Source organism: Neoalteromonas facilis, from assembly GCF_002807665.1.
Lineage (GTDB): Bacteria > Pseudomonadota > Gammaproteobacteria > Enterobacterales > Alteromonadaceae > Alteromonas_E > Alteromonas_E facilis.
Genome location: NZ_PEAY01000005.1, coordinates 100,877 through 126,980, shown reverse-complemented (window position 1 = coordinate 126,980; position 26,104 = coordinate 100,877). Strand labels below are relative to the sequence as shown.

General features: G+C 43.5%; 20 protein-coding genes and 1 pseudogene. 6 read left to right on the top strand and 15 right to left on the bottom strand.

Annotation, left to right across the window (positions count from 1 at the left end):
* The first annotated feature begins 164 nt into the window (after positions 1-164).
* The 3 genes from CSH93_RS15120 (at position 165) to CSH93_RS15110 (ending at position 4,680) form a co-directional block, all read left to right on the top strand.
* Complete coding sequence (locus CSH93_RS15120; protein ID WP_100644126.1) at positions 165-851, top strand: hypothetical protein; 687 nt, start codon at positions 165-167, stop codon at positions 849-851.
* 218 nt (positions 852-1,069) lie between these two features.
* Positions 1,070-3,190, top strand: a complete 2,121-nt coding sequence (locus tag CSH93_RS15115) for a winged helix-turn-helix domain-containing protein (protein ID WP_100644125.1) — start codon at positions 1,070-1,072, stop codon at positions 3,188-3,190.
* Between the two features lie 128 nt (positions 3,191-3,318).
* The gene (locus CSH93_RS15110; protein ID WP_100644124.1) at positions 3,319-4,680 is read left to right on the top strand and encodes a S41 family peptidase; all 1,362 of its coding nucleotides are present in this window, start codon (positions 3,319-3,321) and stop codon (positions 4,678-4,680) included.
* 181 nt (positions 4,681-4,861) lie between these two features.
* Here the strand turns inward: CSH93_RS15110 and CSH93_RS15105 are convergent, their stop codons facing one another.
* Positions 4,862-5,683, bottom strand: a complete 822-nt coding sequence (locus CSH93_RS15105) for a class I SAM-dependent methyltransferase (RefSeq protein WP_240615626.1) — start codon at positions 5,681-5,683, stop codon at positions 4,862-4,864.
* A gap of 205 nt (positions 5,684-5,888) precedes the next feature.
* Here CSH93_RS15105 and CSH93_RS15100 point away from each other — a divergent pair, with 205 nt between their 5' ends.
* Complete coding sequence (locus tag CSH93_RS15100; protein WP_100644123.1) at positions 5,889-6,167, top strand: hypothetical protein; 279 nt, start codon at positions 5,889-5,891, stop codon at positions 6,165-6,167.
* A gap of 64 nt (positions 6,168-6,231) precedes the next feature.
* Here the strand turns inward: CSH93_RS15100 and CSH93_RS15095 are convergent, their stop codons facing one another.
* The 5 genes from CSH93_RS15095 to CSH93_RS15075 all read right to left on the bottom strand — a co-directional run bounded on the left by CSH93_RS15095 (position 6,232) and on the right by CSH93_RS15075 (position 13,420).
* Complete coding sequence (locus tag CSH93_RS15095) at positions 6,232-7,560, bottom strand: sensor histidine kinase (RefSeq protein ID WP_164078392.1); 1,329 nt, start codon at positions 7,558-7,560, stop codon at positions 6,232-6,234.
* Positions 7,550-8,950 carry a sigma-54-dependent transcriptional regulator gene (locus CSH93_RS15090; protein WP_100644121.1) on the bottom strand — a complete coding sequence of 467 codons (1,401 nt, stop codon included), beginning with the start codon at positions 8,948-8,950 and terminating at the stop codon, positions 7,550-7,552. The genes CSH93_RS15095 and CSH93_RS15090 overlap by 11 nt, the downstream gene beginning before the upstream one ends.
* A 62-nt stretch (positions 8,951-9,012) precedes the next feature.
* Positions 9,013-11,451, bottom strand: a complete 2,439-nt coding sequence (locus CSH93_RS15085; protein WP_100644120.1) for an ABC transporter permease — start codon at positions 11,449-11,451, stop codon at positions 9,013-9,015.
* On the bottom strand, positions 11,448-12,155 hold the full coding sequence (locus CSH93_RS15080) for an ABC transporter ATP-binding protein (protein WP_100644119.1): 708 nt from the start codon (positions 12,153-12,155) through the stop codon (positions 11,448-11,450). Before CSH93_RS15080 ends, CSH93_RS15085 begins: the two co-directional genes overlap by 4 nt.
* A 14-nt stretch (positions 12,156-12,169) precedes the next feature.
* Positions 12,170-13,420: an HlyD family secretion protein gene (locus tag CSH93_RS15075; RefSeq protein ID WP_100644118.1), complete on the bottom strand. Its 1,251-nt coding sequence runs from the start codon at positions 13,418-13,420 to the stop codon at positions 12,170-12,172.
* A gap of 420 nt (positions 13,421-13,840) precedes the next feature.
* Here CSH93_RS15075 and CSH93_RS15070 point away from each other — a divergent pair, with 420 nt between their 5' ends.
* Entirely contained in the window at positions 13,841-14,254 is a 414-nt protein-coding gene (locus tag CSH93_RS15070) for a helix-turn-helix domain-containing protein (RefSeq protein WP_100644117.1), read from the top strand.
* Between the two features lie 62 nt (positions 14,255-14,316).
* On the opposite strand, the gene soxR is transcribed toward CSH93_RS15070, so the two are convergent.
* The gene (gene soxR / locus CSH93_RS15065; protein WP_100644116.1) at positions 14,317-14,766 is read right to left on the bottom strand and encodes a redox-sensitive transcriptional activator SoxR; all 450 of its coding nucleotides are present in this window, start codon (positions 14,764-14,766) and stop codon (positions 14,317-14,319) included.
* A 97-nt stretch (positions 14,767-14,863) separates the two neighbouring features.
* On the opposite strand from soxR, the gene CSH93_RS17955 reads away from it, so the two are divergent.
* Positions 14,864-15,010 carry a hypothetical protein gene (locus CSH93_RS17955; RefSeq protein ID WP_164078391.1) on the top strand — a complete coding sequence of 49 codons (147 nt, stop codon included), beginning with the start codon at positions 14,864-14,866 and terminating at the stop codon, positions 15,008-15,010.
* A 34-nt stretch (positions 15,011-15,044) separates the two neighbouring features.
* On the opposite strand, the pseudogene CSH93_RS15060 reads toward CSH93_RS17955, so the two are convergent.
* From CSH93_RS15060 to CSH93_RS15025, 8 genes and pseudogenes are all read right to left on the bottom strand, one after another.
* A pseudogene (locus CSH93_RS15060) lies at positions 15,045-17,212 on the bottom strand (prolyl oligopeptidase family serine peptidase).
* Positions 17,213-17,334: 122 nt separating this feature from the next.
* On the bottom strand, positions 17,335-20,406 hold the full coding sequence (locus CSH93_RS15055; protein ID WP_205663365.1) for an error-prone DNA polymerase: 3,072 nt from the start codon (positions 20,404-20,406) through the stop codon (positions 17,335-17,337).
* Entirely contained in the window at positions 20,406-21,833 is a 1,428-nt protein-coding gene (locus CSH93_RS15050; RefSeq protein ID WP_100644115.1) for a Y-family DNA polymerase, read from the bottom strand. Before CSH93_RS15050 ends, CSH93_RS15055 begins: the two co-directional genes overlap by 1 nt.
* Before the next feature lie 5 nt (positions 21,834-21,838).
* The gene (gene imuA / locus CSH93_RS15045) at positions 21,839-22,525 is read right to left on the bottom strand and encodes a translesion DNA synthesis-associated protein ImuA (RefSeq protein ID WP_164078390.1); all 687 of its coding nucleotides are present in this window, start codon (positions 22,523-22,525) and stop codon (positions 21,839-21,841) included.
* A 214-nt stretch (positions 22,526-22,739) separates the two neighbouring features.
* Positions 22,740-23,198 (bottom strand): hypothetical protein, encoded by a 459-nt coding sequence (locus tag CSH93_RS15040; RefSeq protein ID WP_100644113.1) that lies wholly within the window; start codon positions 23,196-23,198, stop codon positions 22,740-22,742.
* 97 nt (positions 23,199-23,295) lie between these two features.
* Complete coding sequence (locus tag CSH93_RS15035; protein WP_100644112.1) at positions 23,296-23,805, bottom strand: hypothetical protein; 510 nt, start codon at positions 23,803-23,805, stop codon at positions 23,296-23,298.
* Between the two features lie 18 nt (positions 23,806-23,823).
* On the bottom strand, positions 23,824-25,596 hold the full coding sequence (locus CSH93_RS15030) for a DUF885 domain-containing protein (protein ID WP_100644111.1): 1,773 nt from the start codon (positions 25,594-25,596) through the stop codon (positions 23,824-23,826).
* Positions 25,597-25,634: 38 nt separating this feature from the next.
* Positions 25,635-25,958, bottom strand: a complete 324-nt coding sequence (locus CSH93_RS15025; protein ID WP_100644110.1) for a DUF1820 family protein — start codon at positions 25,956-25,958, stop codon at positions 25,635-25,637.
* Positions 25,959-26,104: the final 146 nt, after the last annotated feature.

Sequence of the window (26,104 nt, the reverse complement as noted above, 5' to 3'; positions counted from 1 at the left end):
TCATACTATTTTGATGCCAAACGAACCAATTGGGTATTCATATTTAATTTGAAGCTGTTCAGTAAGTTGTCTTTCTTACGTGGCACGGACGAATTACATGTAGGTTTTACGTAAGATTTGGCCTAGTAAACATGAACTCAATTGTCTTGTAAGGTTTAAATTGTATGCACTCAGATTTTAACGCGAACCCGCAAAATGATATCAAGCTTCAACGAATAGGCGCAGCTGCGTTACTCATGATGCCACTTTGTTACATATGCATGTTTGTGATTTTTGGCGTGATATTGTCATTCCCACAAGCAGCCATATTGTCTGAAAAAATGAGTTATATAGCAGCGAATAAGGGATTAATCAGTATTGCGTACATGGTCGGGTATTTGGTGTTTGGTTGCTTATTGTTGATTGCCGTTCAGGCCATTCATAGCACCCTGTCATCTCGCCGTTCTCACCTAGTGAATAGCGCAAGTATATTTGGCTTAATTTGGGTCGTGCTCATGATGTGTTCCGGAATGACGTCGCTGGTGGGTATGCAGACGATGATCCATCAGGTTGCTGAAGGTAAGGATTCAGCCGAAATTGTATTTGTTACCTATACGACGATTGCGAATGCATTGGGTGGCGGTATTGAGTTTGTTGGAGGCGTGTGGGTGTTATTGGTGAGCATTTGTGCATTCCGTCAACAACGATTCACAAAGCCGTTATGTTTTTTAGGAATTTTCGTTGGCTTGATTGGCATTATCACAACCTATCAAGACATCCCTGCAACCAAAGAGGCGTTCGGCTTAAGCCAAATTATTTGGTTCATTTGGTTTGGGCTGGCAATGATACCCAAAGCGTTTAATACCAGGTAGCGATAGTTCGACTACTAAAATCAGTACCAGGTTCATCCGTCATTTTTGTCGCGATCGCACCGTCTATTCCCAAACCAAATATTGAGAGAGTGGTTTCGTACGACAGTGGAATGTTTTGCGATTGAGCCAACACTGAAAGGGATATTGGGACCGCTAGGTATGTTATCTGCTATATTGGCACACTTTACTTTCATAAGTAATTGCGGACTTTAATGTAAATGGCAGTTTTTAGTAGTCAAAAATGGACTTTTTTCCCCGATAAGCAAGAGATTATTTATTTAGACGGAGAGAAAAAACAACTCCCCTCTCGAATCAACAAATGCTTACTTATTTTAATCTCTAATGCTGGCAAGGTTGTTACCTATGATGAACTACTCAAAGAGGTATGGGGAACATCTCACAAAGAGTCGAGCACAATTTCGTCTGTTATTTCAGAAGTAAGGAAATTAATAGGCTGCGGAGAGAATGGTAATAAGATTATCATTACTGTTCCTAAAAGAGGTTATCGATTTTCAGAAGAAACAAAAGTACATAAGCTAGATGACATATTGTTACAGGAACCGACTAACAATACTCAAACTGAGACTCCTTCTTTAGTAGAGCTGCAACCTGAGAAAGAGTCTGTATTAGACAATATGTGGTTAATTAAAGTCATTCTCTTAGGCATTATCTTGGTCGCCATCTCATACTCTGCCGTATACCTAGTTACAACCTCAAAAGAAGACAATAACAATCTAGGCGCTCAAGATTCCATTTCATTGAAAACGTATGAAATATTGTCACATGAGTCAGGTAGAGAAGACGAATTTGACGTCAGCAAAGATGGGCGTTGGCTAACCTACGTTAACAAAGCGCCCAACATTACCCCAACTTTAAAAGTTAAAGAATTAGCGTCAGGAAAAGTGCAAGTGTTAACCGCGGAAATTAACACGTACTTCGGCTCACCCGTGTTCTCTGATGATGCTAATCAAATTGTTTACCATAAACACACGAAGCAATCTTGTGAGGTTTGGTTACTCGATTTTAGTTCTAAACTCCTTGATAAGCATAAGGCTGAAAAAATTGCGAGCTGTGGTAAGGGGGGATTTTGGTCGACCACGGCTTTTTCCATCGACGGAAACCATGTTTACTATTCAAGAGCAAACGCATTAACAGACCCATACAAAGTGTATCGGCTTGACTTAAGAACTGGGTTTGAACGAAACATCACCTCACCAACATCATCTGGGAGAGGAGACTATTCCTTTACACTTTCTCCAAACGGTAAACAACTAGCTGTGATAAGGAACGTGCTGTGGCAGGAAAGTCACATATCAATTAATAACCTTGATAACAATGAATCTAAGATGTTGCTCAAATTACCTTACCTAATTGATAGGATTGGTTGGCTAAGCGATACAGAACTCATCTATTGCGACAGAGACAACAGCATTTGGTCATATAACCTGAGATCAGAAAAACAAACTTTATTAGCTAACTTAAGCTTTACTTGCCATTATCCCATGCTGTCACAAGGACAGGTTTATGCAATAAAAAAGGTCAGTATTAACAATGCCATTTGGTCACTGGCTATAGAAGATAACGGCCATTTCGCTATTAACCCACTTATCACAAGTCCGTATTACGATTTCAATGCGATGTTTGGTCCTGATGAATCCTTTTACTTTATGTCAAACCGTTCGGGGGAGAAACAGTTATGGCAACAAACCTTAAAAGGGTTTGTTCAGCATAAAAATGTTGCCCTACCCCCTGACTCTAAAGAGTTAGAGTTTTCGATTGAAACAAATACATTTTATGGACTGTCTGGGCATAGATTATTCCGTTACAACCTTGAGATCGCTGAAACAGAATGGCTCTCAAAAGATAAGCACCAAGTATTTAATTTCAGTATTACAGATGATAACCAGCTTATTTTTTCTGAAGGTAATAATGAATATTGGTCACTAAAATCTATTGATCTTTTCACCCTAAAAATCACAGATTTAGAGTTAAACGCTTTTTCCGCCAAGCAATATAATGGAGAGTTATTCTTTACTCGCTTCCACGAACGTGGCCTTTGGAAAAAAGATCTCTCGAGCGGGGTTGTTGAAAAAGTGCTAGACAAAGAAAACATAAAGTTTAATACCTTCTGGGACATGTGGGATAAAAACACCCTTATTTGGGCTTCAGGTAATAAGTTTAAGATATTCGATTTGAATTCCGGTCAGTTGCTAAGTGATAGTTTAACTTTTGATGGACATGCAGGATTTGTTAAGTGTCATGACGGTAGAAAAATGTGCATATTTTCTTTTAGAGAAAATGAAGAAACAGAAATTATTAAATTTACAGATGGTAACTAATTGTTTTAATTGGCTTTATTTAACCAAGGAATTCCCAAGGACTTTACAACGCTTTTAATGAATAGTTTTTTTTGACTTCTCATATGATTTAAACCGTCAATTTACACAACATCATAGGTAACAATCATATGAGATACTTTATTTTTATATTTATCCTTTTTATCAATAGTTTTAACTCAATCGCAAAAGCAGAAACTGATTTAAATAAATTACTTCAACCTCAAGAAGTCAAACAAGATATGGACCAATGGATTGAGTTCATTGACAAAACCCATCCACAATTGTCATACACAGTCGAAAATGTTGACGCGTTTTATTCAGATATTGAGACTTTTAAAGAGAGCATAAATAAACCAATTACAGTATTAGATTTTTGGCGAAAGGTAACGGTGTTTAATAAAACCTTAAGCGATGGTCACACGGTGATAAACCTGCCAAAGCTTAAAACGCTAGCGAATCAGCACATAAAAAATGGCGGCGGTTTATTTCCTTACAGGGTGGTGTTTAACAACAATAAACTGGTTATTAAATCTACGATCGATAATAAGCCAACGGAGCTTCGAGGTTACGAAATTTTAGAAATTAATGGCCAACGAACTGAAAATTTTATCGCTCCACTATTAAACAGAACCAACGGTGATACCGATTCATTTCGCAAAGCTTTACTACAGAAGAAAATGGCCGAGTATATTTGGTTATATTACGGCAACATTGACACCTTTGATTTGCAACTAATAAAGTTTGGTAAATCATTATCTAAAAACGTACCTGCCAGTGAAGTTGAATTTAACCTAGATGATGTTTTCTCGGACAACTTTAAATTTGAAATACTGGATCAAGAAAATGCCTTATTAACAATAAACACTTTTAGCTGGGGAGCCGAATACAAAGACGTTGTTACCTATTTACACGGCGTATTCGAAAAACTTAATAACTCTTTAGTAACACATTTAATTATTGACGTCCGAGAAAATGGAGGTGGTGATGACGTTATTTGGATTGATGGCATTTTGCCTTATTTATCTGATAAACCTTGGCGTACCGGTAGCAAATACAAAGTTAAGGTTCTAGAAGGTAGAGCCAGTAAAGAGAATAAAGTGGGCGACGTCGTTGAAGGTGAAGTGTCTTTAAGGGAATTTAACACGGAAGTAACTAAATTCTCAGGTGATGTATCTGTATTAATCAGTGACTTTACTTATTCTTCTTCAATTTTGTTCGCTAACGTTATTCAAGACCACAATTTTGGTCAACTAGTTGGAGAGCCTACGGGTGGAAGAAGCGGACAAACAGGAGGAACTCAATTTTTAACGTTAGAAAACTCAAACCTCCAAGTTATCAGCCCTCGCTTTTATTTAGAGAGACCGAAAGGCGGACAGACACATGAACCTGTGGAACCTGATCTATATATAAACTATGACAAAACAATTCCAGAGCAGTTAATTAATAAACTAGTTATCCGGAGAAGCCTAAGCAGTGGTGAAGCTCCATAAATATGAGAATAGTGCACCGATATGGGTCGATTTAACACCTAACTAATGATGTATTATCACTCTGCCCCAAATAACCATAGGTTATTTGGGCGTCATGTGTCATCGAGCGTGGCCAGCGGGCAATCGCATTGCACTAGAAAAACTAGAATGCGATCACGCGCTGACTTTATTAACGACAGACTTATTGTTTAACGAACTTCAAGGTAAAGCGATCGCTTTCACCAATTTGACGGTTGCGCTCTTTTAGGGTTTCGTCGTCAACGTTCAATGAGGGGGGTAATGACCAAACACCGTTTACGTGATCAGCAGTATCATTTGAGTTGGCATTGATTTCAGATGCTTCAACAAACGTTAAGCCATTCGCTTCGGCAACTTCGATGACCCAGCTTTGTTTCACGTAACCAGTAAATGTGCTGTCATCACCGTTTTCAGGCAACCTATGGCCTACGATGCCAAATACGCCGCCAGGCTTAAGCACTTCAACCACTGACTTGATGACATCAGCAAAAACTCCATCGCGCTTCCAGCCGTGAACGCTGCGGAAAGATAACACCATATCCGCTGAGGCTGGTTCACCTAGGCTACTTTTAGCTGGTGGATCAAATGGTAAAATAGTGATCTCACCAAAGCGTTCTTTATCGGCAATACGCTCTTGATACGCGGCCATTGCTCGGGTGAAATAGCCCGGTGCGTTTTCTCGCTCCATATTAAAGTGACCAGCGATTAAGTGACCATCATCAGCCAAGTAAGGCCCAAGGATTTCGGTATACCAACCACCACTTGGCGCTAACTCAACCACTGTCATACTGGGTTTAATACCGAAAAATTCGAGGGTTTCGATAGGGTTCCTGTACTGGTCGCGCACGCTTTCGTCGGCACGCTCTTCTGCGCCTACAGCGGCAGCAAGTTGTTCATCCGCCAGTGCGGGGCTGCCTAAAGACATCAGAACCACACAGCTTACGGCGAGTGCCTGATTTAGACGTGTAGTGGTAAATTTAAACATATGTTCTCCGTTATATAGTGTTGCTTTGCGATGCGATTGAGGTAATTGCTAATGGTTCAAAACCATACGTTATAATGACGTGTTTAGGTTAACTTTTTGTAGCAAAATAGCCGAACATTATTAATTTCATCCTTTCCCATCAATGGAACTGTTGGGTAGTTGTTGTTATCGTATGATTTGATAAGTGCATTACACGGAGCGCTATATGTCCCTAGCGAAACTTACCAAAACGCTTTTTGCTGGTGCAGCCATGTGCATATTGAATATGTTGGCAGGTTGTGTGACATATGATTATTCCAATCAGGCACGATTGGACAAGAAAACTTGCGCTAATCTTGTTGCTGGGGGCTTAGACTGCCATAGCAATCAATCGCCCGGAACAGTAGCTTTGACTCACGTTGAGTTTCATCAACAGTTACTTCCCATTCATCAACGCGACGATATCCTTGGAGCAGAGCTTAAAGACGCAAAAGGTTCACATTAACGAGAAAATCAGGCTCGTAACCCATAAATAGCTTTTTCGCCGCTTGTAAGCTAACGACTCTCAGTTAGGCGGTTTTTTCTTTGGGTAAATGAATAGTTGCTATCGCACCCCCATCGGAACGATTTGATAAAGTCAGACTGCCCTGATGTTGTTCAACAATTTTACGGCAAAGGGTAAGCCCGATCCCCTGGCCTCCCTCTTTCGTCGTGTAAAATGGTACAAACAGATTGCTTGGATTGGCGATACCAACGCCTTTGTCTTTCACTCTAATAGTGGTTTGGACCTCTGTATCATCAAATTCAATAATGACCGGATCCTTACACTTGTTAGATCTTTGTGATTCCATGCCATTGCGAATCAAGTTAATCAATACTTGTTCGAGTAGCACGGGATCAGCGAATAGGGTTAAGCCAGGCCCTGAAAATTGAATACTATTGTCAGGAAATAGAGGGCATATTTTTTTTATTAAAGTGTCAGTCGCTAATTCCTTTTTAACTACCTTAATAGACTTAGCTGTATCTGCGTAACGCTCTACGAAGTTGAGTAAATTTGTACTGCGGTTATCAATAACTTGCAAAGGAGTGCGCAGCTTTTCATCCAGTTCGGGAGTGTCTAACATCAATTCCGTCATTGAACAAATTGGCGTCAAAGAGTTCCTAATTTCGTGAGTGAGTACCCGAATGATTTGTTGCCAAGCATCTTGTTGTACTTGTCTTACTTCTGACTTGATATTGTTAAGTATGATTAATTGATGAATATCACGGCCATTCGCAAACCGACTACTGCGTATCTGCCAGCCCTGATGAATATCCGGATTTATAAACTGCCAACGTCCATTTTTTGCGACATCAAGCCCAATTCTTTTGCAAGATAAGCCTTTGACGACCCCCCATGGCTGCCCGTACCAGTTTCCAAAAGCTTCATTTCCATGACTAAGGCGTAACTTTTCGTCAAATACCATGACAGGAAGGTCGAGTTGTTCAATTAAGCGATAAATAAGATAAATTTGCTGGTTATACCGCTCCTTGCGTTGCTGTAGTACTTCAACCAAGTTTGCTGTTTCACTCAGCAGTTGAGCCATTACGCCCTGTTTAAACGTCAACCTTGGCGATAGCCCATAATCTTCGAGTCTAATGGCTTCGATGATATTCACTAAGTTATCCATTGGCTGGACAACACGCCGGTATACCCTTAATAAATAGGCGCCCAAGCCTATTATGAGAATGAGGAATATACTCAGCGAGAGCTTCAACGATAAATCTGCGAAGTAAGCGACTAATACAAAGAGAGCCGTCACTATTAACAAGAATAAAATCGATAGATATTTCAGTTCAGATTCTAGTGATAACCCACTTGCGTTATTCGAACGCTGACTTTCAGCTTTAGGTTCCATTGACATAAGACTTAACTATTTTAAATTTTTCCATGCGTCTATATAGCGCACTGTCAGTAATTCCTAATACTTTGGCAGCAGCTTGTACATTGCCGTTATGTAATGTTAAGGCTTTTTTTATCAGATTTTGTTCAGCCTCGACCAAAGGAATTAAAGGGATATCGTTGTCTATGTCTGTTTTTGTCAACTCTGCTGGTGAGGGTAAAGTACCAAGGTCGATGTCTTTGCCACTGATCAGGGTTTGGTCGGCCAACAACACAGCTCTTTCAACAATATGCCCTAATTCTCGAACATTACCGGGCCAGTGGTATTGGTGGAGTCTATCGATGGCTGAAGCTGATAACTCCAGTTCTCCTAACCCATATTTGTGACCATGCAATTTAAGGAATTGTTGGGCGAGTGGGAAAATATCCTCTTGTCTATGGCGCAAAGCGGGAATATTTACCTCCAATGTATTTAATCGAAAATAAAGGTCAGCGCGAAAAAGCCCCTGCTCAATCAAATCTGTTAGGTTTGCGTTGGTCGCACAAACCAATCGAACATTGGCTTTTTGGCTAACACTAGAACCCACTCTCTCGAAATAGCCTTCTTCTAGTACGCGCAGTAATTTCCCCTGTAGAGACATCGGGATATTGGCAATTTCGTCTAAAAATAACGTGCCATTTTCTGCTAGCTCAAAGCGCCCGATGCGATTCTCTTTTGCATCGGTAAAAGCGCCTTTAATGTGGCCAAACATTTCACTCTCAAACAATGACTCTGGAATAGCTCCCATATTCACTGAAATAAAGTCGCCTTCACTGCGGCTGGAATTTTCGTGAATGAATTGAGCCACAGAACTTTTACCAGTGCCGTTTTCGCCTGTTAGTAAAATAGCCGCATCGGAGCGCGCTAAGCGCTGAAGCTTGTTCATCAACTCCGTCATCACACTCGACTCCCAAACAAGCGATTTTTGTTCTGCTTGTTTGTCCCGCTGTTGCTGCTTAAGTTTGCGGTTTTCTTTCTGCAAATCGTTTATTTGCAATTGTTGTTTGATAACTTGTAACAACCGCTGGTTCTTCCATGGTTTTTCAATAAAGTTGCTGGCACCAAGTTGCATTGCCTTCACAGCGAGTTCAATACTGGCCCAAGCCGTCATGGGTACCACAGGGATATTGGAAGACGTCTCCTGTAGTTTTTTCAGGAACCATAATCCCTCCTCGCCAGAGGTAGTATCACTGTTGTAATTCATGTCTAGCAACACCAGATCAATTCGCGTCTTTTCATCAAGCATGCGAAGCGCTTGTTCTGGAGAGTCAGCTTCTAGCACAGTGTATCCATAGTTGTTTAGCACTAGGCGCGTACTCAAACGCAGATCGACCTGATCATCTACCACTAATATGACCGGTTCCATACCGTTTATCCCAATTGTGTTTCAATGTAAGTCAGGCTATGCGCGACAGCCTGACTCAAATATTAGTCGTTTCTTAACGCTTTTATCGGATCTTTTCGGATCACATTTCTCACCGGTAGAAAACTCGCTAGTAGCGCGGTTAACAAAATTACCGGTACCGTAATGGCCAAGGGAGACACACTATACCCATCAAACCAACCAAAGTATTGTTGCCCCACCACATAAGATGCCGCAGCGACAATCAGGCTTAGTGCTAGGCCAATGCCTATAGGTTTCATGTTGTCTTTAATCACCATGGCGCTGATTTGTCTCGTTTTCGCACCCAATGCCATTCGAACGCCCAACTCATAACGTCGCATATGGGAACTGTAGCTTAGTACGCCAAATATACCTGTGCCAGCGAGTAATAATGCAAGGGTTGATAGTCCTGCAGCAACACCCGCTGTTATCCTATCTTGCAGCATTACACTGTCATGTCTCTCGGTAAAACTTCTGTAGTTGGCTAGTCTCAAACCAGGATCAATATCGCGGATAAGCGTTACAAGCTGCTGTCTTTCCAATTCTGCACCCGGTTGTAAACGCATGATAAAGTGAATATTCCATGGAGCGTGAGGTAAGTATGCATCGTGGTATTGCGCTTCATCTGTGCGCACTGGATCAAACACATCTTCTACTACTCCCACGATGGTTCTAAGCGGGCCGCCACCAATGGTTAACTTCAGTCCCACAACACTCTCCCCTTGGCTAACTTGCTCAGCCGCGGAACGACTTAAAACAGCAACAGGGGCGTTATCTCTAACTTCTTGTTCACTGAACATTCTCCCTTCAACAACTTGAATTTGTAAGGTCTGGAAATATTCTGAAGATACAAAATTGGTTGGGAAAGAACCACGCTTATTATTGTCTCTATCCATCGCACCCATCGTCATATTATAACCAATAGCGGTATTGAATGACGGCGCTATAGCAGCGACTTGTGGAAGCTGATTTATGCGTGTTGTGATGTCGCTAATCATTTGATTTCTTCTTGCAATTTCATCGGCTTCAATCAACCCAACACGCTCATCAAGCGAGAAACTGTGCATCACGGTTTTGTCATAGCCAAGCGATTTATTCATGACGGAGTATGCTTGGCCCAACACCATTGAAGCACCAATCAGCAGTAAGCTGGCCAAAAATATTTGGCTGACAACCAATAGGTTTCGCGTCTGTTTAGAAATCTGTAGGCCGCTTCCTTTACCACTACTCTGTAGCTGTTCTTTCAGGTTGTCGTAGTTAACCACGCTGCTAGACAACAATGAAAATACTGCGGCTAAAACAATTGACACAAACAGGCTAAATAGTATGGCCCACATATCCAACCCTAATTCGTGTAAACGGTTGAACTGCCCTTGCCCCAACGATTTGACTAAATCTATACCCCACATTGCGATAACTAGCCCCAGCAGGCTTGACGCAATTGTTAAGATCAAACTCTCTGCAAACATAGCTGTAAATAGGTGTCTCTTACGAGCGCCTAATGCAGCCTGAATGGCAAAAGTTCTCTGTTTTTCTGCTGCTCTAGAATAGAAGAGGTTTATGACATTAGCGCTGGCGATGATCAGTAAGGCAAAAACCGACCCCATTAACAACAGTGCTTGTAAATGACTATCGCCGAGTAGCCGACTTTTGAGTGATTGAAAGCGCAACACAATGTTGCCACTTAATTCGGCTCGATTCTCAATACCGGATAGAAAGTTTTGATATGCATCAGCTAACGAATTACTCAGTTGTGCTTGCGCTTCACGTTCATCAGTCGTCGCATTTAGCCTGCCAAACCCGGCAATATTACCTTGACCATTGTTCCAACTCTTAAGCAAGCTTTCATCCATGCCATTAAAATCCCAAGGGGCCCAAACATCACTGAGTTCACCAAGAATTTCAGGCTCCATGAAGTCCTGAGCGGCGACACCTACAATGGTGAAGCTGGTATTGCGAAGTGTGATCTTACGCCCCAGCACTTGAGGGTCACCTTGAAACCACTTTTGCCAGCTTTGATAACTCAATATCACAACCGGATTGTTCTGCCCTAACCCTTCGGTTTGAGTAAATGCTCTTCCTATTGTCATGGGTGTGGCGAGCAACTCAAAGTATTCTGGTGTTGTGAATGTTACCGCCAGCCTAGGTTGCTCATGATGACTTGTCAGAAATTCACTCCCTGTACTCAAAATCGTCATTAGCTCGAAGCTTTGTTGATTTTTATAGGTGTGCAGTAGTCCGGGAACCAAAGGTGAGTTGTGAGTTGCTTCGCCATTGCTATCGATCATGACATGTTGCGTGAGTTGCAAGCGTTCATGCTCTGGATAAGGTAGGGGCTTGAGTAACAACACATGGTTGAGATTAAAGAACGTAACTAATGCGCCTAGTGTAATGCCCAGTGTTAGCACTACGGTCGCTACGAATCCAGTGCGACGCCGTAGACTATAAATCGCTATTTTTAGTTCTTGAAGAAAAGCGTTCATAGTGCTGCCCTTCCATCCATTGTCGCTAGCATTACACCATCAGCCAAGTAGAGTTGTCTCTTTGCCATGTCTGCGTAGCGGGGGTCATGAGTCACCATGCAAATGGTAGTGCCTTGCTCATTTAAGTCAGACAGCATTTGCATAACCGCATCACCATTTTTGGAATCTAAGTTACCAGTTGGTTCATCCACCAATAATACGGTAGGCTCTACGACCAGTGCGCGAGCAATCGCAACTCTCTGCTGCTGTCCACCCGATAGTTGATTGGGCTTATGTGCGGTTCTGTGAGACATCTCGACTTTGTCGAGTGCGTTCATTACCCGCGTTTTAATATCCTGTTCGGTAAGCGGTTCATTGCGATACCTCAGCGGTAATGCAACATTGTCGAAAACGCTGAGTTCGTCGATGAGGTTAAAGGCTTGGAATATAAACCCAATGTGTTGATTGCGAATATCAGCACGTTGGTCAGCGTCAAGTTGGCTAACATCTTGTCCCGCAATGAAGTATGTGCCTCTACTTGGTGAGTCTAGAAGTCCCAAAATTGTCAGAAGTGTCGATTTTCCGCATCCAGAGGGCCCTGATATTGAAACATAGTCGCCTTCAAATATATCCAGATTGATATCTCTAAGAGCGTGAGTCTCAATATCCTCGGTCGTGTACACTTTGGTTATGTTCTTCATTTGAATATTGGCTTGTGCGGTCATAAAACGTCTCCTGTCTAAATGAGTATAATGGATTCAAATTGTTGCCAGTGAGATGTATCTGACAGAATAAAGCGGTCTCCATGCGAGGCACCGCTAATCACTTGAATGTACTTCCCAGCCTCAGCCCCAAAAGTGATGGGTGTGGCGTGGGCTTTATCTTGATTTTGATTGAGTCGATAGAGGGTGCCAGTGGAGCCCGGTTGAATATTCACAGGCCGCTCAATGTAAACTACATTAGTGAGCTCTCCAGCCTGAATTGTTGCATCCACACTTAGTTCCGGCCTCGCATTGTTTGGTAGATCGCCAGTGAGCTCTACCTCGACTAGAACAGTACCTCCTGTTACAACGGGATCAATCCGTACGACAAGCCCATGCGTATTGTCTTGGCGTGTATTGATCAGAACGTCTTGGCCAATTTGGATCTGCTCTACTTGGTTCTGCGGCACATTGATTTCTGCAATCAACTGCTTGGTTCCACCGACAAAGGCAAGAATTTCACCCTCGGAAACACTTTGTCCTAGCTCTATTGGTAATTTTTGCAATACGCCGTCAATACTGGCTTTGACTACCAACAGAGATTGCTTGACTTCAATGGCAGCTAGCTTGCCTTGTTGTTGCTCTATTTTCTCTAACTGTATTTTGATGGACTCTTCGTGTACGGCTTTTAATTGGGTTAGTCGTTGATTTTCGATCGTAAGTTGCTTTTTCAGCTGCTGAGATTCCAACTGAGCTCTTTTGTGATCAAGTTGTGAAATGATGCCTTTCTCTGCAAGCGTGGTAGTCGCTTCTAGGTTATAGCTTGCTACACCAGATTTCGCTTCAAGTTCAGCGAGACGCGCTTGTTGGGCTAACAGTTCTCGCTGATTATTGACTTTTGTTTGGCGAAGGTTGGCTTTTTCAGTGTTCAGCAATAAACGCTCGTTTACGACTTGTTGGTCTAAATCAGGGTTGTGCAGCCGCAATATCACATCATCTTGAGTTACCACAGCGCCGGGTTTCAAGACTATTTCCTCGACTATGCCGCCGGTTGGAGCGGTTAAAAGCCTTTGATACTTGGATTTGAGCTTTCCGAACCCTTGAACTTCTAGCTTTAAATCGCCAGATTGTGCTGTGCCAAACCACATGTCCTTTTTCGTAACATGCTGCCCATCTTCTGATAAAGAGAATTTCCACAGAAGCACAATCGCGACCAACGTAACCCCGCATAAGGACAATACCTTGTTGCGCTGCCACACAGATCGCGTTTTTTGTCTTTTAATATCCATCGTTTACTCCTGAACAAAGTGATGTAACGAACAACGCAACCTCTATGCCAATACATAGGGCATTGATTTTATTGAGATTAATTTTTCAAATGGCTGAGAGGATTGTTGTTTTCGTAAAATTTCTGCGAAAACGAAGTAGAATAAAATGAATGGGCGTGTTTGTAGTTTGTTGAATTACCCACCCTTATCGATTTGACGTGCATATTGTTGCGAGGGTAAATAGGAAGCTAAGAGAATCTCTTATGTACGGCAACTTAAAACAATAGGTTTTCACATCCAAATACCCAACAATTCTTCAATCTAAATATTCGTAAAATGTTACTGTTGTAGAACAGTTATAGTAGTACTGTCGGGGTTAAGTCGTACCCGACAGTGAGCTATTTGATGGATTATGGCCTCACAGAGTGTTGAGGAACTATTATGATTATAAAAAAGCTAAGAGCTAAAAACGAATGGTCTCAGGAGCAACTTGCTGAGCATTCGGGTTTAAATGTGCGCACAATCCAACGAGTGGAAAGTGGTCAAAAAGCTAGCATTGAAACATTAAAATGCCTTGCCTCTGTATTTGAAGTAGATATTTCAAAATTAACAGAGGAGATTACTGTGATAGATAAAGAAACTGAACAGTGGAAAAAGCAGCCTTGGTGGTTCAAAGCCAATATGTTGGGAATTAATTCAAGACGTCATGTGCAATTTATAGAGTTTACATTGTTAATACTGGCATTTACCTCTTGGTTATTGAAACCTGACATTATAGCAACGCCAACTTGCTTCTTAGCCGCATATCTGACGGGCTGGATTATTAGATTTGGCGATAAAAATGAAGCTTGGTAAAGCGGCGTAACACTTCAAGTGCGGTTCGTATGAACCGTACTTTAGACTTCTTAAAGCGCTAACTACTTTCCTTCACGATCATTCAAAATAACCGGTCCCGGCCCCTTAACCGCAAGCTCATCATTCGGGTTATATAGCGGGCAACTGTTGAGTGACAAACAACCACACCCTATGCAGCTCGATAACGAGTCTCGAAGGCTTTCGAGTGCTTTTATTCGTTGATTTAGCATGACATGCCATGTGGCTGAAATATCAGCCCAGTCTTGTTTAGATGGCGTTCTTTCATTGGGTAATGCTGCAAACACTTGTTTAATTTCTTGCAACGTAATGCCCAGCGTTTGAGCCGCTTTAATCACGGATACGCGCCGTAAAACATCAGGCTTATAACGACGCTGATTGCCGGTATTGCGTTGACTGCTGATCAGTCCCTTTTGCTCATAGAAGTGTAATGTCGATACCGCTACACCGCATCGCTTAGCTACAGCTCCGACGCTCAATGCTTGTCCGGCCATTGGATTACTCCGAATTTAAAAAAATTTAAAATAACACTTTACCTCAAGTTAGCTTGAGGTTTTAGGGTTGTGTTTCACTAATCAAAGAGGAAACGCAATGAATCACTCAATATCTGCAATTATTTTGACCGAAGAAGACGTTATGAGCGTTGTAGAAAGCAAGCCTGAAAACAAGCCCAATTTTATCAGGCAATGGATTGTGGCGTATGTAGGGTTGGTAAATGGCGCTATGAAATTCAAATAGCGCCATTATGTTTTGTGCTATGCAAAAGGCGGGTTTACAACGTTGTAATGCCCATGTTGAACAGTGTGAATCCATAGATGTCAGCATATTGCTCTATGGTTTTGCTAACTGGTGTACCTGCCCCGTGACCTGCATCGGTTTCGATTCTGATCAAGGTTGGGTTTTTACCACTTTGATGAGCCTGCAACGTTGCTGCGAATTTAAATGAATGTGCAGGTACTACGCGGTCATCATGATCAGCGGTTGTAACTAAGGTCGCAGGGTATTCAACACCGTCTTTCACGTTGTGAACGGGAGAATAGCCAAGTAAATACTTGAACATTTCTTCACTTTGCTCGGATGTACCGTAGTCATACGCCCAACCAGCGCCCGCTGTAAATGTGTGATAGCGAAGCATATCGAGTACCCCAACTGCAGGCAATGCAACTTGGGCTAGATCTGGACGCTGCGTCATGACTGCGCCGACCAATAAGCCGCCGTTTGAGCCGCCGCGTAAAGCCAAATATTGGCTGCTGGTATAGTTATTCTCGATAAGATATTCGCCGGCTGCAATAAAGTCATCAAACACATTTTGCTTTTGGGTTTGTGTCCCTGCATTATGCCATGCTTTACCGTATTCACCGCCACCACGGATATTCGGTACGGCGTAAACACCGCCTAATTCTAACCAAGCTGCCGTAGTTGAACTGTAACGAGGGGTTAGGCTTACGTTAAAGCCACCATAGCCATATAGCATGGTTGGGTTTTTACCATTTAGCACCGTGTCTTTATGATGGGTGATAATCATCGGTACTTTGGTGCCATCTTTTGAGGTGTAAAACACCTGCTTAGATACGTATTCTTCACCGTTAAAGGCTGTTTCCGGTTTGTTGTATAAGCTGGTTTCACCGCTTTCGATTGCGAAGCTATATACCGTTGTGGGCGTGCTGTAGTTTTCAAACGTATAGTAAGCTGTTGTGTCTTTACGCTTACCTGAGAAAGAGCCCACAGAGCCTACGCCTGGCAGTTCTACAGTTCGAACCAGCTTCCCGGTTAAGTCATACTGCTGAACTTGCGAAATAGCATCCACCATGTATTCAGCAAAGATGTAACCTCCAGCCGTGCTAGGCTGCAAAACATTCTCGGTTTCGGGGATCAGATCCTGCCAATTTTCGACGCTTGGATTACTCGCGTCTGCGACAACAACCTTTTGATTCGGCGCATCATGGTTGGTAACAATGATCAGCTTATCGCCGTCTGTCGTAATTGGGAAAGCGTCAGAGCTGATGTCATCTTTAACCACTACCCATTCAGCTTCAGGTTTGTCGAGATCTTTCATCAAAAGACGGTTGCCTGACGTGGCATTTGCCGCGCCAATAAACAGGAAGCGATTATCTTCACTTACACCCGCCCATAAGTAGCGATATTTTTCTGCGTCAACATGGCCATAAATATGCTGATCATTGGCTTGTTCAGTGCCAATCGCGTGGTAATACACTTTATGTGGTCGGTTTTTTCGCTTAGCTCTGAACCTTCAGGTTTGTCATAGCTTGAGTAGTAAAAACCTTCGTTTTTGTACCACGATAAGCCGCTGAATTTGACGTTGACGAGTTTGTCTGCCAATAGTTCTTTTGTGGCAGTGTCCATAACGTACACTTCACGCCAGTCGCTACCGCCTGTAGAGGTTTGATAGGCTGCTAGTGAGCCATCTTCTGAGAACGTAAGTGCCGCAAGTGATACGGTACCATCTTCACTGAATTGGTTTGGATCGATAAAGACTTCAGGTTCGCCACCGTCTTTTTGGCGATACACAACGCTTTGGTTTTGTAGCCCATCATTTTTGTAGAAGTAGGTGTAATCACCTTCTTTGAAGGGTGAGGAAACACGTTCATAGTTGATTAGGTTTTTAACCACTTCACCAATTTTATCGCGGTAAGGAATTTGTGCCAGATAACCTTGAGTAACGGTATTTTGTGATATAACCCAAGCTTCTGTTTCTGCACTGCGATCATCTTCTAGCCAACGATAAGGGTCAGCTACAGTTGTACCAAAATAGGTATCAACGACATCACCTTTTGCGGTGACAGGATATTCTATACTCACGTCGCTTACTTCTTCACTGACTGTAGGTTGGGTTTGAGTTTCTTGTACTTGAGGTTGGCATGCTGTGATGACGCCTGTCATCAACAACGATACCAATACAGGTAACTTGTGTTTATTCATGAATGAAAACCTTGTTTTTATAGTTTTAGATAAGGGATTAATTAATCGACAGCTAGTCTATACGAAAGTAATGCTAAATGCGTTTAATCCCGTTACTTTTTGTTCGCTTCACGCTAATGATGTCAGTGAAACTGCCGAGCTTTAACGTCTAGTTCGTCTAGCAAGTGTGAGAGATCGGTTAAGCGGCCGGCAATAATGTGAATAACATCGCCATCACCGCGTTCTAGAATGCCGTTTACTTGTAGTAGGGTGGACTTCAAATAGGCCTTCTTTTGGGCCCGTGCCGATGCTTGCCAGACGATAACATTAATGTTCCCTGTGGGATCTTCTAAGGTAATGAATGTAACACCTGAAGCGGTTCCTGGTGCTTGTCGACCGGTGACGCAGCCTACCACCGTGACCACCGATTTATGTGGCTTATGCATAAGTTCTTGAGCCAAGGTAAAACGCGGTAGTAAGTCGGCTTGCTTCAATAACGTGACGGGGTGGCTGTTTAGTGACAGGCCGGTGGCTTGATAATCCTCTACCAGATTATCAACATCACTGGGCATAAGGCTGAGTTGATGTGGATCCTGTTGCTGCTGCATGAGTGGCAATTGTGAAACGCTTTCCATGATTTGCCAGCGAGCTTGGTAGCGGTTACCGGCAATGCTAGCAAACGCATCTGCACTGGCTAGTGCTTGAAGCTCTAGTTGATTGACATTGAGACGGCGAACATCAGCCACGCAAGCAAACCCAGTATTTGGACGCAATGATAGTATGTGTTCAGCCGTTGCTTGAGATAGTCCTTTGACTAAACGAAGACCCAAACGAATAGCAAAACCACCGCGATGAGGTTGTAAGTAATGTTCATAGCGCGACTGATTGATGCATATTGGCCTGACCTCGATCCCATGACGTTTTGCATCTTGTACCAGTTGAGAAGGTGAATAAAACCCCATAGGTAAGCTGTTGAGTAAGCTGGTATAGAAGGCTTCGGGATAGTAATGCTTTAGCCATGACGATACGTAAGCGAGTACTGCGAAAGATGCTGAGTGTGACTCAGGGAAGCCATATTCACCAAAGCCACAGATTTGCTCAAACAGGCGTTCAGCAAAGTCCTCTTCATAACCTTTTTGCCGCATGCCGTTGATAAGTTTTTGCCGAAACTGCATGAGCTTGCCATTTTTCTTCCAGCTGGCCATGGCGCGTCGTAGTTGGTCAGCTTCCCCGCCACTAAATCCTGCGGCAACCATAGCCAATTGAATGACCTGCTCCTGAAATATGGGGACTCCCATGGTGCGCCTGAGTACGGCTTCGACTGCTTTTGATGGGTATTCGATGGCTTCTTTACCATCCCTACGGCGTAAGTAAGGATGCACCATGTCACCTTGTATTGGGCCAGGGCGAACGATGGCAATCTGTACCACAAGATCATAATAACAAGCGGGTTTGAGGCGCGGTAGCATCGACATTTGAGCGCGTGATTCAATCTGGAATACGCCTACGGTGTCGGCTTGCTGGATCATGTTATAGACCTGTGGGTCATCACCCCAGCGTGTAATATCGGCGATGCAGGTGGCATGTTGATAATGATGCGATAACAGTTCAAAACACTTGCGTATGGCGGTTAGCATGCCCAGTGCCAGCACATCGACTTTTAGTAAGCCTAAGCTTTCTAAATCATCTTTATCCCACTGAATAACAGTACGCTCTGGCATACTTGCATTTTCGACGGGTACTAACTCGTAAAGTGGCCCAGAGGAAATCACAAAGCCGCCTACATGCTGTGATAGATGACGCGGAAAGCCGATCAGTTCGTTGACCAACGATACCAACTGCTGGCCAACCTGACTGTCTGGATCTAAGCCCAATTCACCCAGTTGGGACTGCCAACTCACGTTGCGGTCGCGGCGGTTGACGTTGGCGATAAAAAAGTCGAGTTGTGAACGATTAATGCCGAGAGCTTTACCCACTTCACGCAATGCACTTTTAAAGCGATAACACACGACGGTAGCCGCAAGTGCCGTGCGTTCCCGACCATATTTGCGGTAGATATATTGAATGATTTCCTCGCGCCTTTCGTGCTCAAAATCAACATCAATATCCGGCGGCTCATTACGTTCTTTAGAGATAAAGCGCTCGAATAAAACATTAATCTGGCGCGGATCAACGGCGGTGATTTCCAGACAGTAACAAACCACTGAATTGGCAGCAGACCCCCTGCCTTGGTACAGAATGCCTTGTTGTTTAGCAAAACAAACAATATCGAATATGGTTAAGAAAAAGTATTCGTAGTGTTGCTCGCTAATGAGTTTCAGCTCTTTTTCGATAATGCTGCGAATGTCATCACTTAAGCCTTGTGGGAAACGCTTTTTTATTCCGCGCTCAACGCAGAGGCGCAGGTAACTTTTGGCATCGAAACCCTGTGGGATCAATTCTGCAGGATACTGATAACGTAACGAGGACAAACAGAAGTGACAGCGTTCTGCGATATGCTTTGTTTCAGTTAACCATTCGCTAGGGTAAAGCTTGCGTAGTTTTTCTAGATTACGTAAACAGCGTTCGGCATTACTAAGCCCTTCCTTGCCCAGTGCTTGCACCGAGGTACCTGTGCGGGTGGCATGTAACACCTGTTGTAATGGCAATCGTTCTGGTTCGTGCATTAAAACACCGGTACAAGCGCAAATAGGCAACTGAAAAGTGGCCGAAAGTGCTTCAATACGACGTAAGTGCTCTTCTTCATTGGCTAGAAGCAAACGCTGGGCCCCTATCCAGGTTCGCGTTGGGTGATGCTTTAGAAGCCAAGTGGCCCATGTTTGTTGATCGTCAGTGGATGAATTAGGCAGCCATATGACTAGGCAGTGGCGCACACTTTTTAAATCCCACTCGTCGAGTTGGTAAGTGCCTTTTTCGGCGCGCCGACGCGCATTTGTGATGATCCTGCACAGCTCGCTGTAGGCTTTTGGGTTAGGGCATAACAACACACATTTAAAATGGTCGTTGAGAACAAAATAGCTACCCACGATGAGCTTGATAGCTAACTCTTTTTGCTGTTTTTCGGTATAGGCTCTGACAACTCCCGCAATCGAACATTCATCGGTGATGGCCAACGCAGAGTAACCAAGAAAGTCAGCTCGTGCGATAAGCTCTTCTGGGTGTGAAGCGCCATGTAGAAAAGAAAAGTTGGATTGGCAAAATAATTCGGCGTACATCAGACAAAATACCCATGCACAAACCAATGGTTTTGTTGATCGCGAAATACCCACAAATATTGCCCCTGTGGATTTTGTGCAATGAAATAATCACGTTCACAGGTAGCGTTGCTCCACCAGCCAGAGATTATTCGCTCTGGTGGCGACAAGATTGTACTTTTTTCTGATAAGGGCTGAGGTGTCGTCAGTAACAGCGATGGTCGATCGAGCAATGGCGTACACAGGTCAGGCGTTATGGTTTTACCTGATGCGCAAGGGTATACGCGCTGACTGGCATACTCAGGACGATGATCACTGCGTAGCGCTAACTGATATACGCTACGCTCGCCTAAACGGGCTTGTAAACGCGTTAATAACTGTAACGGTGTTAATGCTGATGGTTGATGGATAAAAAAGTCATCATTGGCTGCAACAGCGGAAGTGAGCTGGGTGGCAGATAGTGTTAGTCCTTGCACAGGCGCTTCTAGCGTGAGTTTTTCAATCGCTACGGTGGCGATCGATAGCCATGCTGAACACCGGTTTTCGCCCTGTGCGCTGTGCAGCTGCCAATGTTGTGTTTGTTTATCACGTAGCTGTAATGCAACGGTTATATCAAAGGTAACCAATGCGCGCTGGAACAAGTAACGCTCCATTTGTTTGAGTAGATAACCAAGTGGCTTGAGTAACCGTTCGCTGAGTGTGATTTCATATAGAAGCTCAGAGTGGGCATGAAATTCGCGTTTAGGTCTAAACAGCGGTAAGCGTTCGAATCGCTCCCCTTTTAACTCGCTTAAGTAGCGCAACATCGGGCCATCAAAGCGTGCAGCCAGTGCGCTGACCGGTTGGGCAAATAAGTCATCAAATGAACGGATGCCAACACGTTTTAATGCATGTATTTGCTTATCGGTTAATCCACTGTGTTCAAGCTTGCACTGGCGTAATGCCTTTTGCCATTGATGCTTGTCTGCGTTAACGCAGTTGTATTGTGATTGAGCCAATACTTTCGCGGCGCTCATGGAATAAGCACTGGCATAATCGTAGTGATAATGACTTAGCAGAGAACGGATGGTTTGCCAGTAGGTTGCTAGATCAGCATAGAGCTTTAGCATGTTGTCGGCGCGTAAATATAAACCGTTGGGTTTATCCAGAGCAATATCGGCTGTCACGCCATACAGCTGTTGTGCGATGTCATTAAGGCGTTGTGCCTCATGCTTAGGATCATATTCAATGATGTGTAATTCTGCGCATAATGCACTGGCTGAGGCTAACCCTTGGCCTTGTTTGAGGCCATAATCAGAAGCGCATTGATTGAGCTGACAAAGTTGATTATTTAGAGCGTCGTAGATAGCAATGGGTTGTTTGGCATCACTGGCGCGTATGCCTTCTTTGCTAATGATGCTGCCTAATTGTAACGCGTTGAAGCGTACGTAAATCCACAAGCCATGCATAGCGTTTATTGTTGGGCATGTAAGTGAACAACATTATTCATCCCTGTTGTACGCTCATGAAGATAACGCTGTTTTATACCATTTAGCGTATGTGCTATTTGCAGTCCTGAAACGGGCCACCCGCCACGCTGTTTATCAATATCGATGTGAAGCAGTTGCTGTGAACGTGTAATACGCATCGACAAACTAATTGGAAGGGGTTGTACCTGCGCCGTATATTGAAACACAATCAGTAGGCTGTGACTTTGTTCTGCGGCGACTTGTAAGCGTTTGGCTTGGCTTAACGATAGGGTGTTACACCACAATATTGCAGTATGGCAAACCCCACTTTTCAAACATTGTTCACATGCCCATAGGGTATCGCTGGTTTCGTTTGGCGCAATGAAAAAGGCACTATCTAAATTAATGTCGTATTCAGCTAGCATTTCCGCATTCACCTCAGCCGGAGGTGATAGGAAGAACAATTGGCGTAAATCTGCTTGCCTCGCTTGAATAACAGGCATGCATAAACGCAATTCGCCCACACTCATCACGCTATTGATACGCACTACACCATGATCGGGAAAGCCGCCATTGAGAGCTTCATCAAGCGATGCTATTCCAGTAGACAGTTTAGATACATTCGACTGACTGTTTTGCGATGCTTGCCATAGCAATTGTTTATTTTTTAGATGAGTAATTAACGCTGACATAAACATAAAATTGATACTGTATGTTTGTACAGTATAGTGAGTTAATGTTTTTGCGCAAGTAAATATTGTGACAATGCTTCAGCACCAGCAGTTATCGTCAGCAGGTCAGGCAGATAGCAAAATGATTTAAAAATAAGGTGTGGTGATTATGTCGACGTGTAATGCGTGTCACCGTACATTCAGAATAGAGTGACACGCAGGTTTAGCTAGCCAGTTAGAAGGGGTAAATAAACGCGAGCCCTGCTACAACCGCGGTTTCGCTGTCGATACGGTCAAAGCTTAAAGTAGGCGCAATTTCAAAGTCACTGACTTGAAAGTCGTAGGCAAAGGTAAGGCGATATAGCGTTTCATCATGTGGATGAGCGCCGCCTATTTTTTCTTCGCCGACACCGGCTCCGATGCGAAAGTAGTCAAACGGGTGATACATGATTTGTGCAACCAATATTGTGGTGCCGTCACCGTGATGGGCATCATTGATGCGCTCATAGACAAATTCGACACCCCACTTAGGATCGAAACGGTACTCATACTCCAACCCTAGCGTGAAATCGTTTTCGCCGTCGAAGTTGGTATTGCCAACAAAGATCCCTGGAAAGTGGGTTTTACCGGCAGCGGCAAAGGCTGTCGGCGACAGTGTTAGCGCAATAAGTGATAGTGCTATTAGAGTTTTCATTATCAATCCCCGTGGGTTTTATACATTTAAAATAGCACATTTATGACCTTCGCCAAGGCGCTGTTGCAAAAACAGCAATTTGAATAATTAGAATAACTTAGCTTGCGGCAGCGGCTTCTTCGCTGTCTGCAGCTTGAGTTTTAAGCGCACCACTACTGAAGCCTCGGCAAGCAGCGATAAATCCATCCACCGTGTTTTGGCACCAAGCTACACGAATTTCGCTGGGTTGCTTTTTAATGAATTCGTTAATTTTCTCCAGCGAAATAGGCTGGTTTTCGGTTGACCTTGTCACCGCTTCTTCCACTGTATTGCCGTGTTCAGTGCAGTTCATTACCACATATTCAAAGCGATTGAGGATAAAAAAAGCGATTTGATAATCATCTTGCGAAAGTAATGCGCGTTTATTTAATGCTTCTAAACGCGACAGAAAAATTTGTTGCAGTTCATGCGCCATGAACGCAATTTGCTTTTGCCCAATTTTGAGTGCTCGCGACTTTGCTTTAGCCCCGTGCTGGGCCAGTTTTAGCTCACGCTGAAGGCCTTGCCCACGTACTACAAAGTACACAAGAATAATTGACATGATGGCAATAATGCCGGCAGAAATCATGGTATCGATAAACCTCTGTTATTGGACCTTGTGTTGGTCAATAAATGTTTCGATTTGTTGTTCTAGCACGAAGAGCGGAACAGAGCCTTTGGCTAAAACAGCATCGTGAAAGCTACGTAAATCAAACTGTTCACCCAGCGATTCTTCTGCTTTTTGGCGCAGTGCCTTAATTTTTATCTCTCCAATTTTATAAGATAGTGCTTGCGCAGGCCATGAAATATAGCGATCAATTTCAGTTTTAACGTTATGTTCTGATAACGCAGTGTTTTCCAGCATATACGCAAGGGCTTTGTCACGTGACCACCCCATCATGTGCATACCTGTATCAACCACGAGGCGACACGCACGCCACATCTCATAACTAAGACGACCAAAATCGTCGTACGGATCAGTATAAATACCCACTTCTTTACCTAAATACTCAGAATAAAGGCCCCAACCTTCGCCAAACGCTGAGATATAGGTTTGTCTTCTTACCGTCGGCAGACCTTCCATTTCATTTGCCAAAGAAATCTGTAGGTGATGGCCAGGCACTGCCTCGTGCAAGGTTAATGCTGGAATAGCATACAGCGGGCGTTTATCTAGTGCGTAGGTATTCACCCAATAATAACCGGGCAGATCATCACGCGAAGGAGACACGTACCGGCCCGTAGTGTATTTGGGCGCTATTGCGTCAGGTACGGGCGCTACACCATAAGGCGTGCGCGGTAGTTTTTTAAACAGCTGCGGTAGCTTGGCGTCCATCTGCTTGGCAATGTAAGAGGCATAAATTAATAGCTCTTCTGCACTTTTTGCGTAGAACTGGGGATCCGTTCTAAGAAAGTGAATGAAGGCGTTAATATCACCGTCGAACTTGAGTTTATCAACAATGTCCTGCATCTCGGCACGAATACGAGCAACTTCATTAAGACCTATTTGGTGGATCTCTTCCGCCGTCATGTCTGTTGTTGTGTAATAGCGAATACGATTTTGATAGTACTCCGCACCGTCTGGCCAAGACTTCGCTGCAATATCATCGCGCGCGTTGGGCTTATACGACTGTGTGAAGAAATCATAAAAACGCTGATAAGCAGGCTGAATTTGCTCATTTATGATCTGTTTTGCTTGATCTTGCCACTGCCCTATTTGCGCTTGCGTAAAGCGCTTTTCATCTAACGTTGAAAGTGGCTTAAAGAACACGCTCTGACTTGCATCATCAGTAATGATTGAGCTTATGCTTTCTTCATAACCCACTAAAACCGCTTTCGGCTGAGTTTTGCCGACCGCTAAGCCTTTTTTCATCCAATCAATATTGGTGTCAATGAGACCCGCAATTAGATGTAAACGTTTAAGGTAATCGTTTACAGCTTTCTCATCCACCAAGCGCACTTGGTTGGGCAGTTGAGCGAGGCTGCTGTGAAAGCCATACTCCGATGTAATGGGAACATAGTGTTCATTGTAGTGATATTCATCGACGTAATTTTGGATACGGTATTGCTGCATCAATAAGGTAATGCGAGTGTCTTCAGATAGTTTACTGGCGTCGATCTCAGCTAATGCCTCAAGGAACTGTTGAAACTGCTGGTGGCGCGCTGCAAGGGCTTCTGGTGTATTTGACGTCAAGCGGTCTTCATAGTCTCGTATACCTTGACGACTCGCGAGCAACGGAAAGCTTTGCATTTCATACTGCCAAATATCACTGACCAATTTTTCCAGTATTTGCGCATCAGATGAAGTCTCGGCATAACTGCTAGAAGCAAATAAAATCGATGTCACTAGGGTTGCAACAGCCCGCTTAAATTTCAATACCATGGAGGTAACTCCTCTGCTTTAACTAGGGTTAAAGCGATTTACTTTTTGGGTGTATAAATCGGTGCAGGAAACGCAGTTACTTTATCCGATAGCGCGGTAATTTTAGCGCTGCCTTGTTTCTTCACTTCATCAATGCGTAACACATTATGCATAGGAATGTAGGTATGCGTTACATCTGCAAATTCATCTTTCAGCTTTTCGTGACTGGGATCAAGCACTAAATGGGTGTGTGTATCCCAAACAAAATCACCAATTTCAACAAAGCCAAACAATCCACCTTGGCTAACTTCTCGCACATATAACTCGTAGTGCTCACCATTGCTGACAAATTGAATTCGAAATAAGGATTTAGGTTGGTTCATGGTGCATCCTGAAAAGCAGTTGGCGGGATTTTAACTATTTCAGGGCGGTTTATCCATCGCAAGATCATCACGATTGATGCATCCATAGATGAAACTATGAGTTGCTGCGTTGAGTAGCCCAATAGAGTGAGCCGGCTCAACTTCAG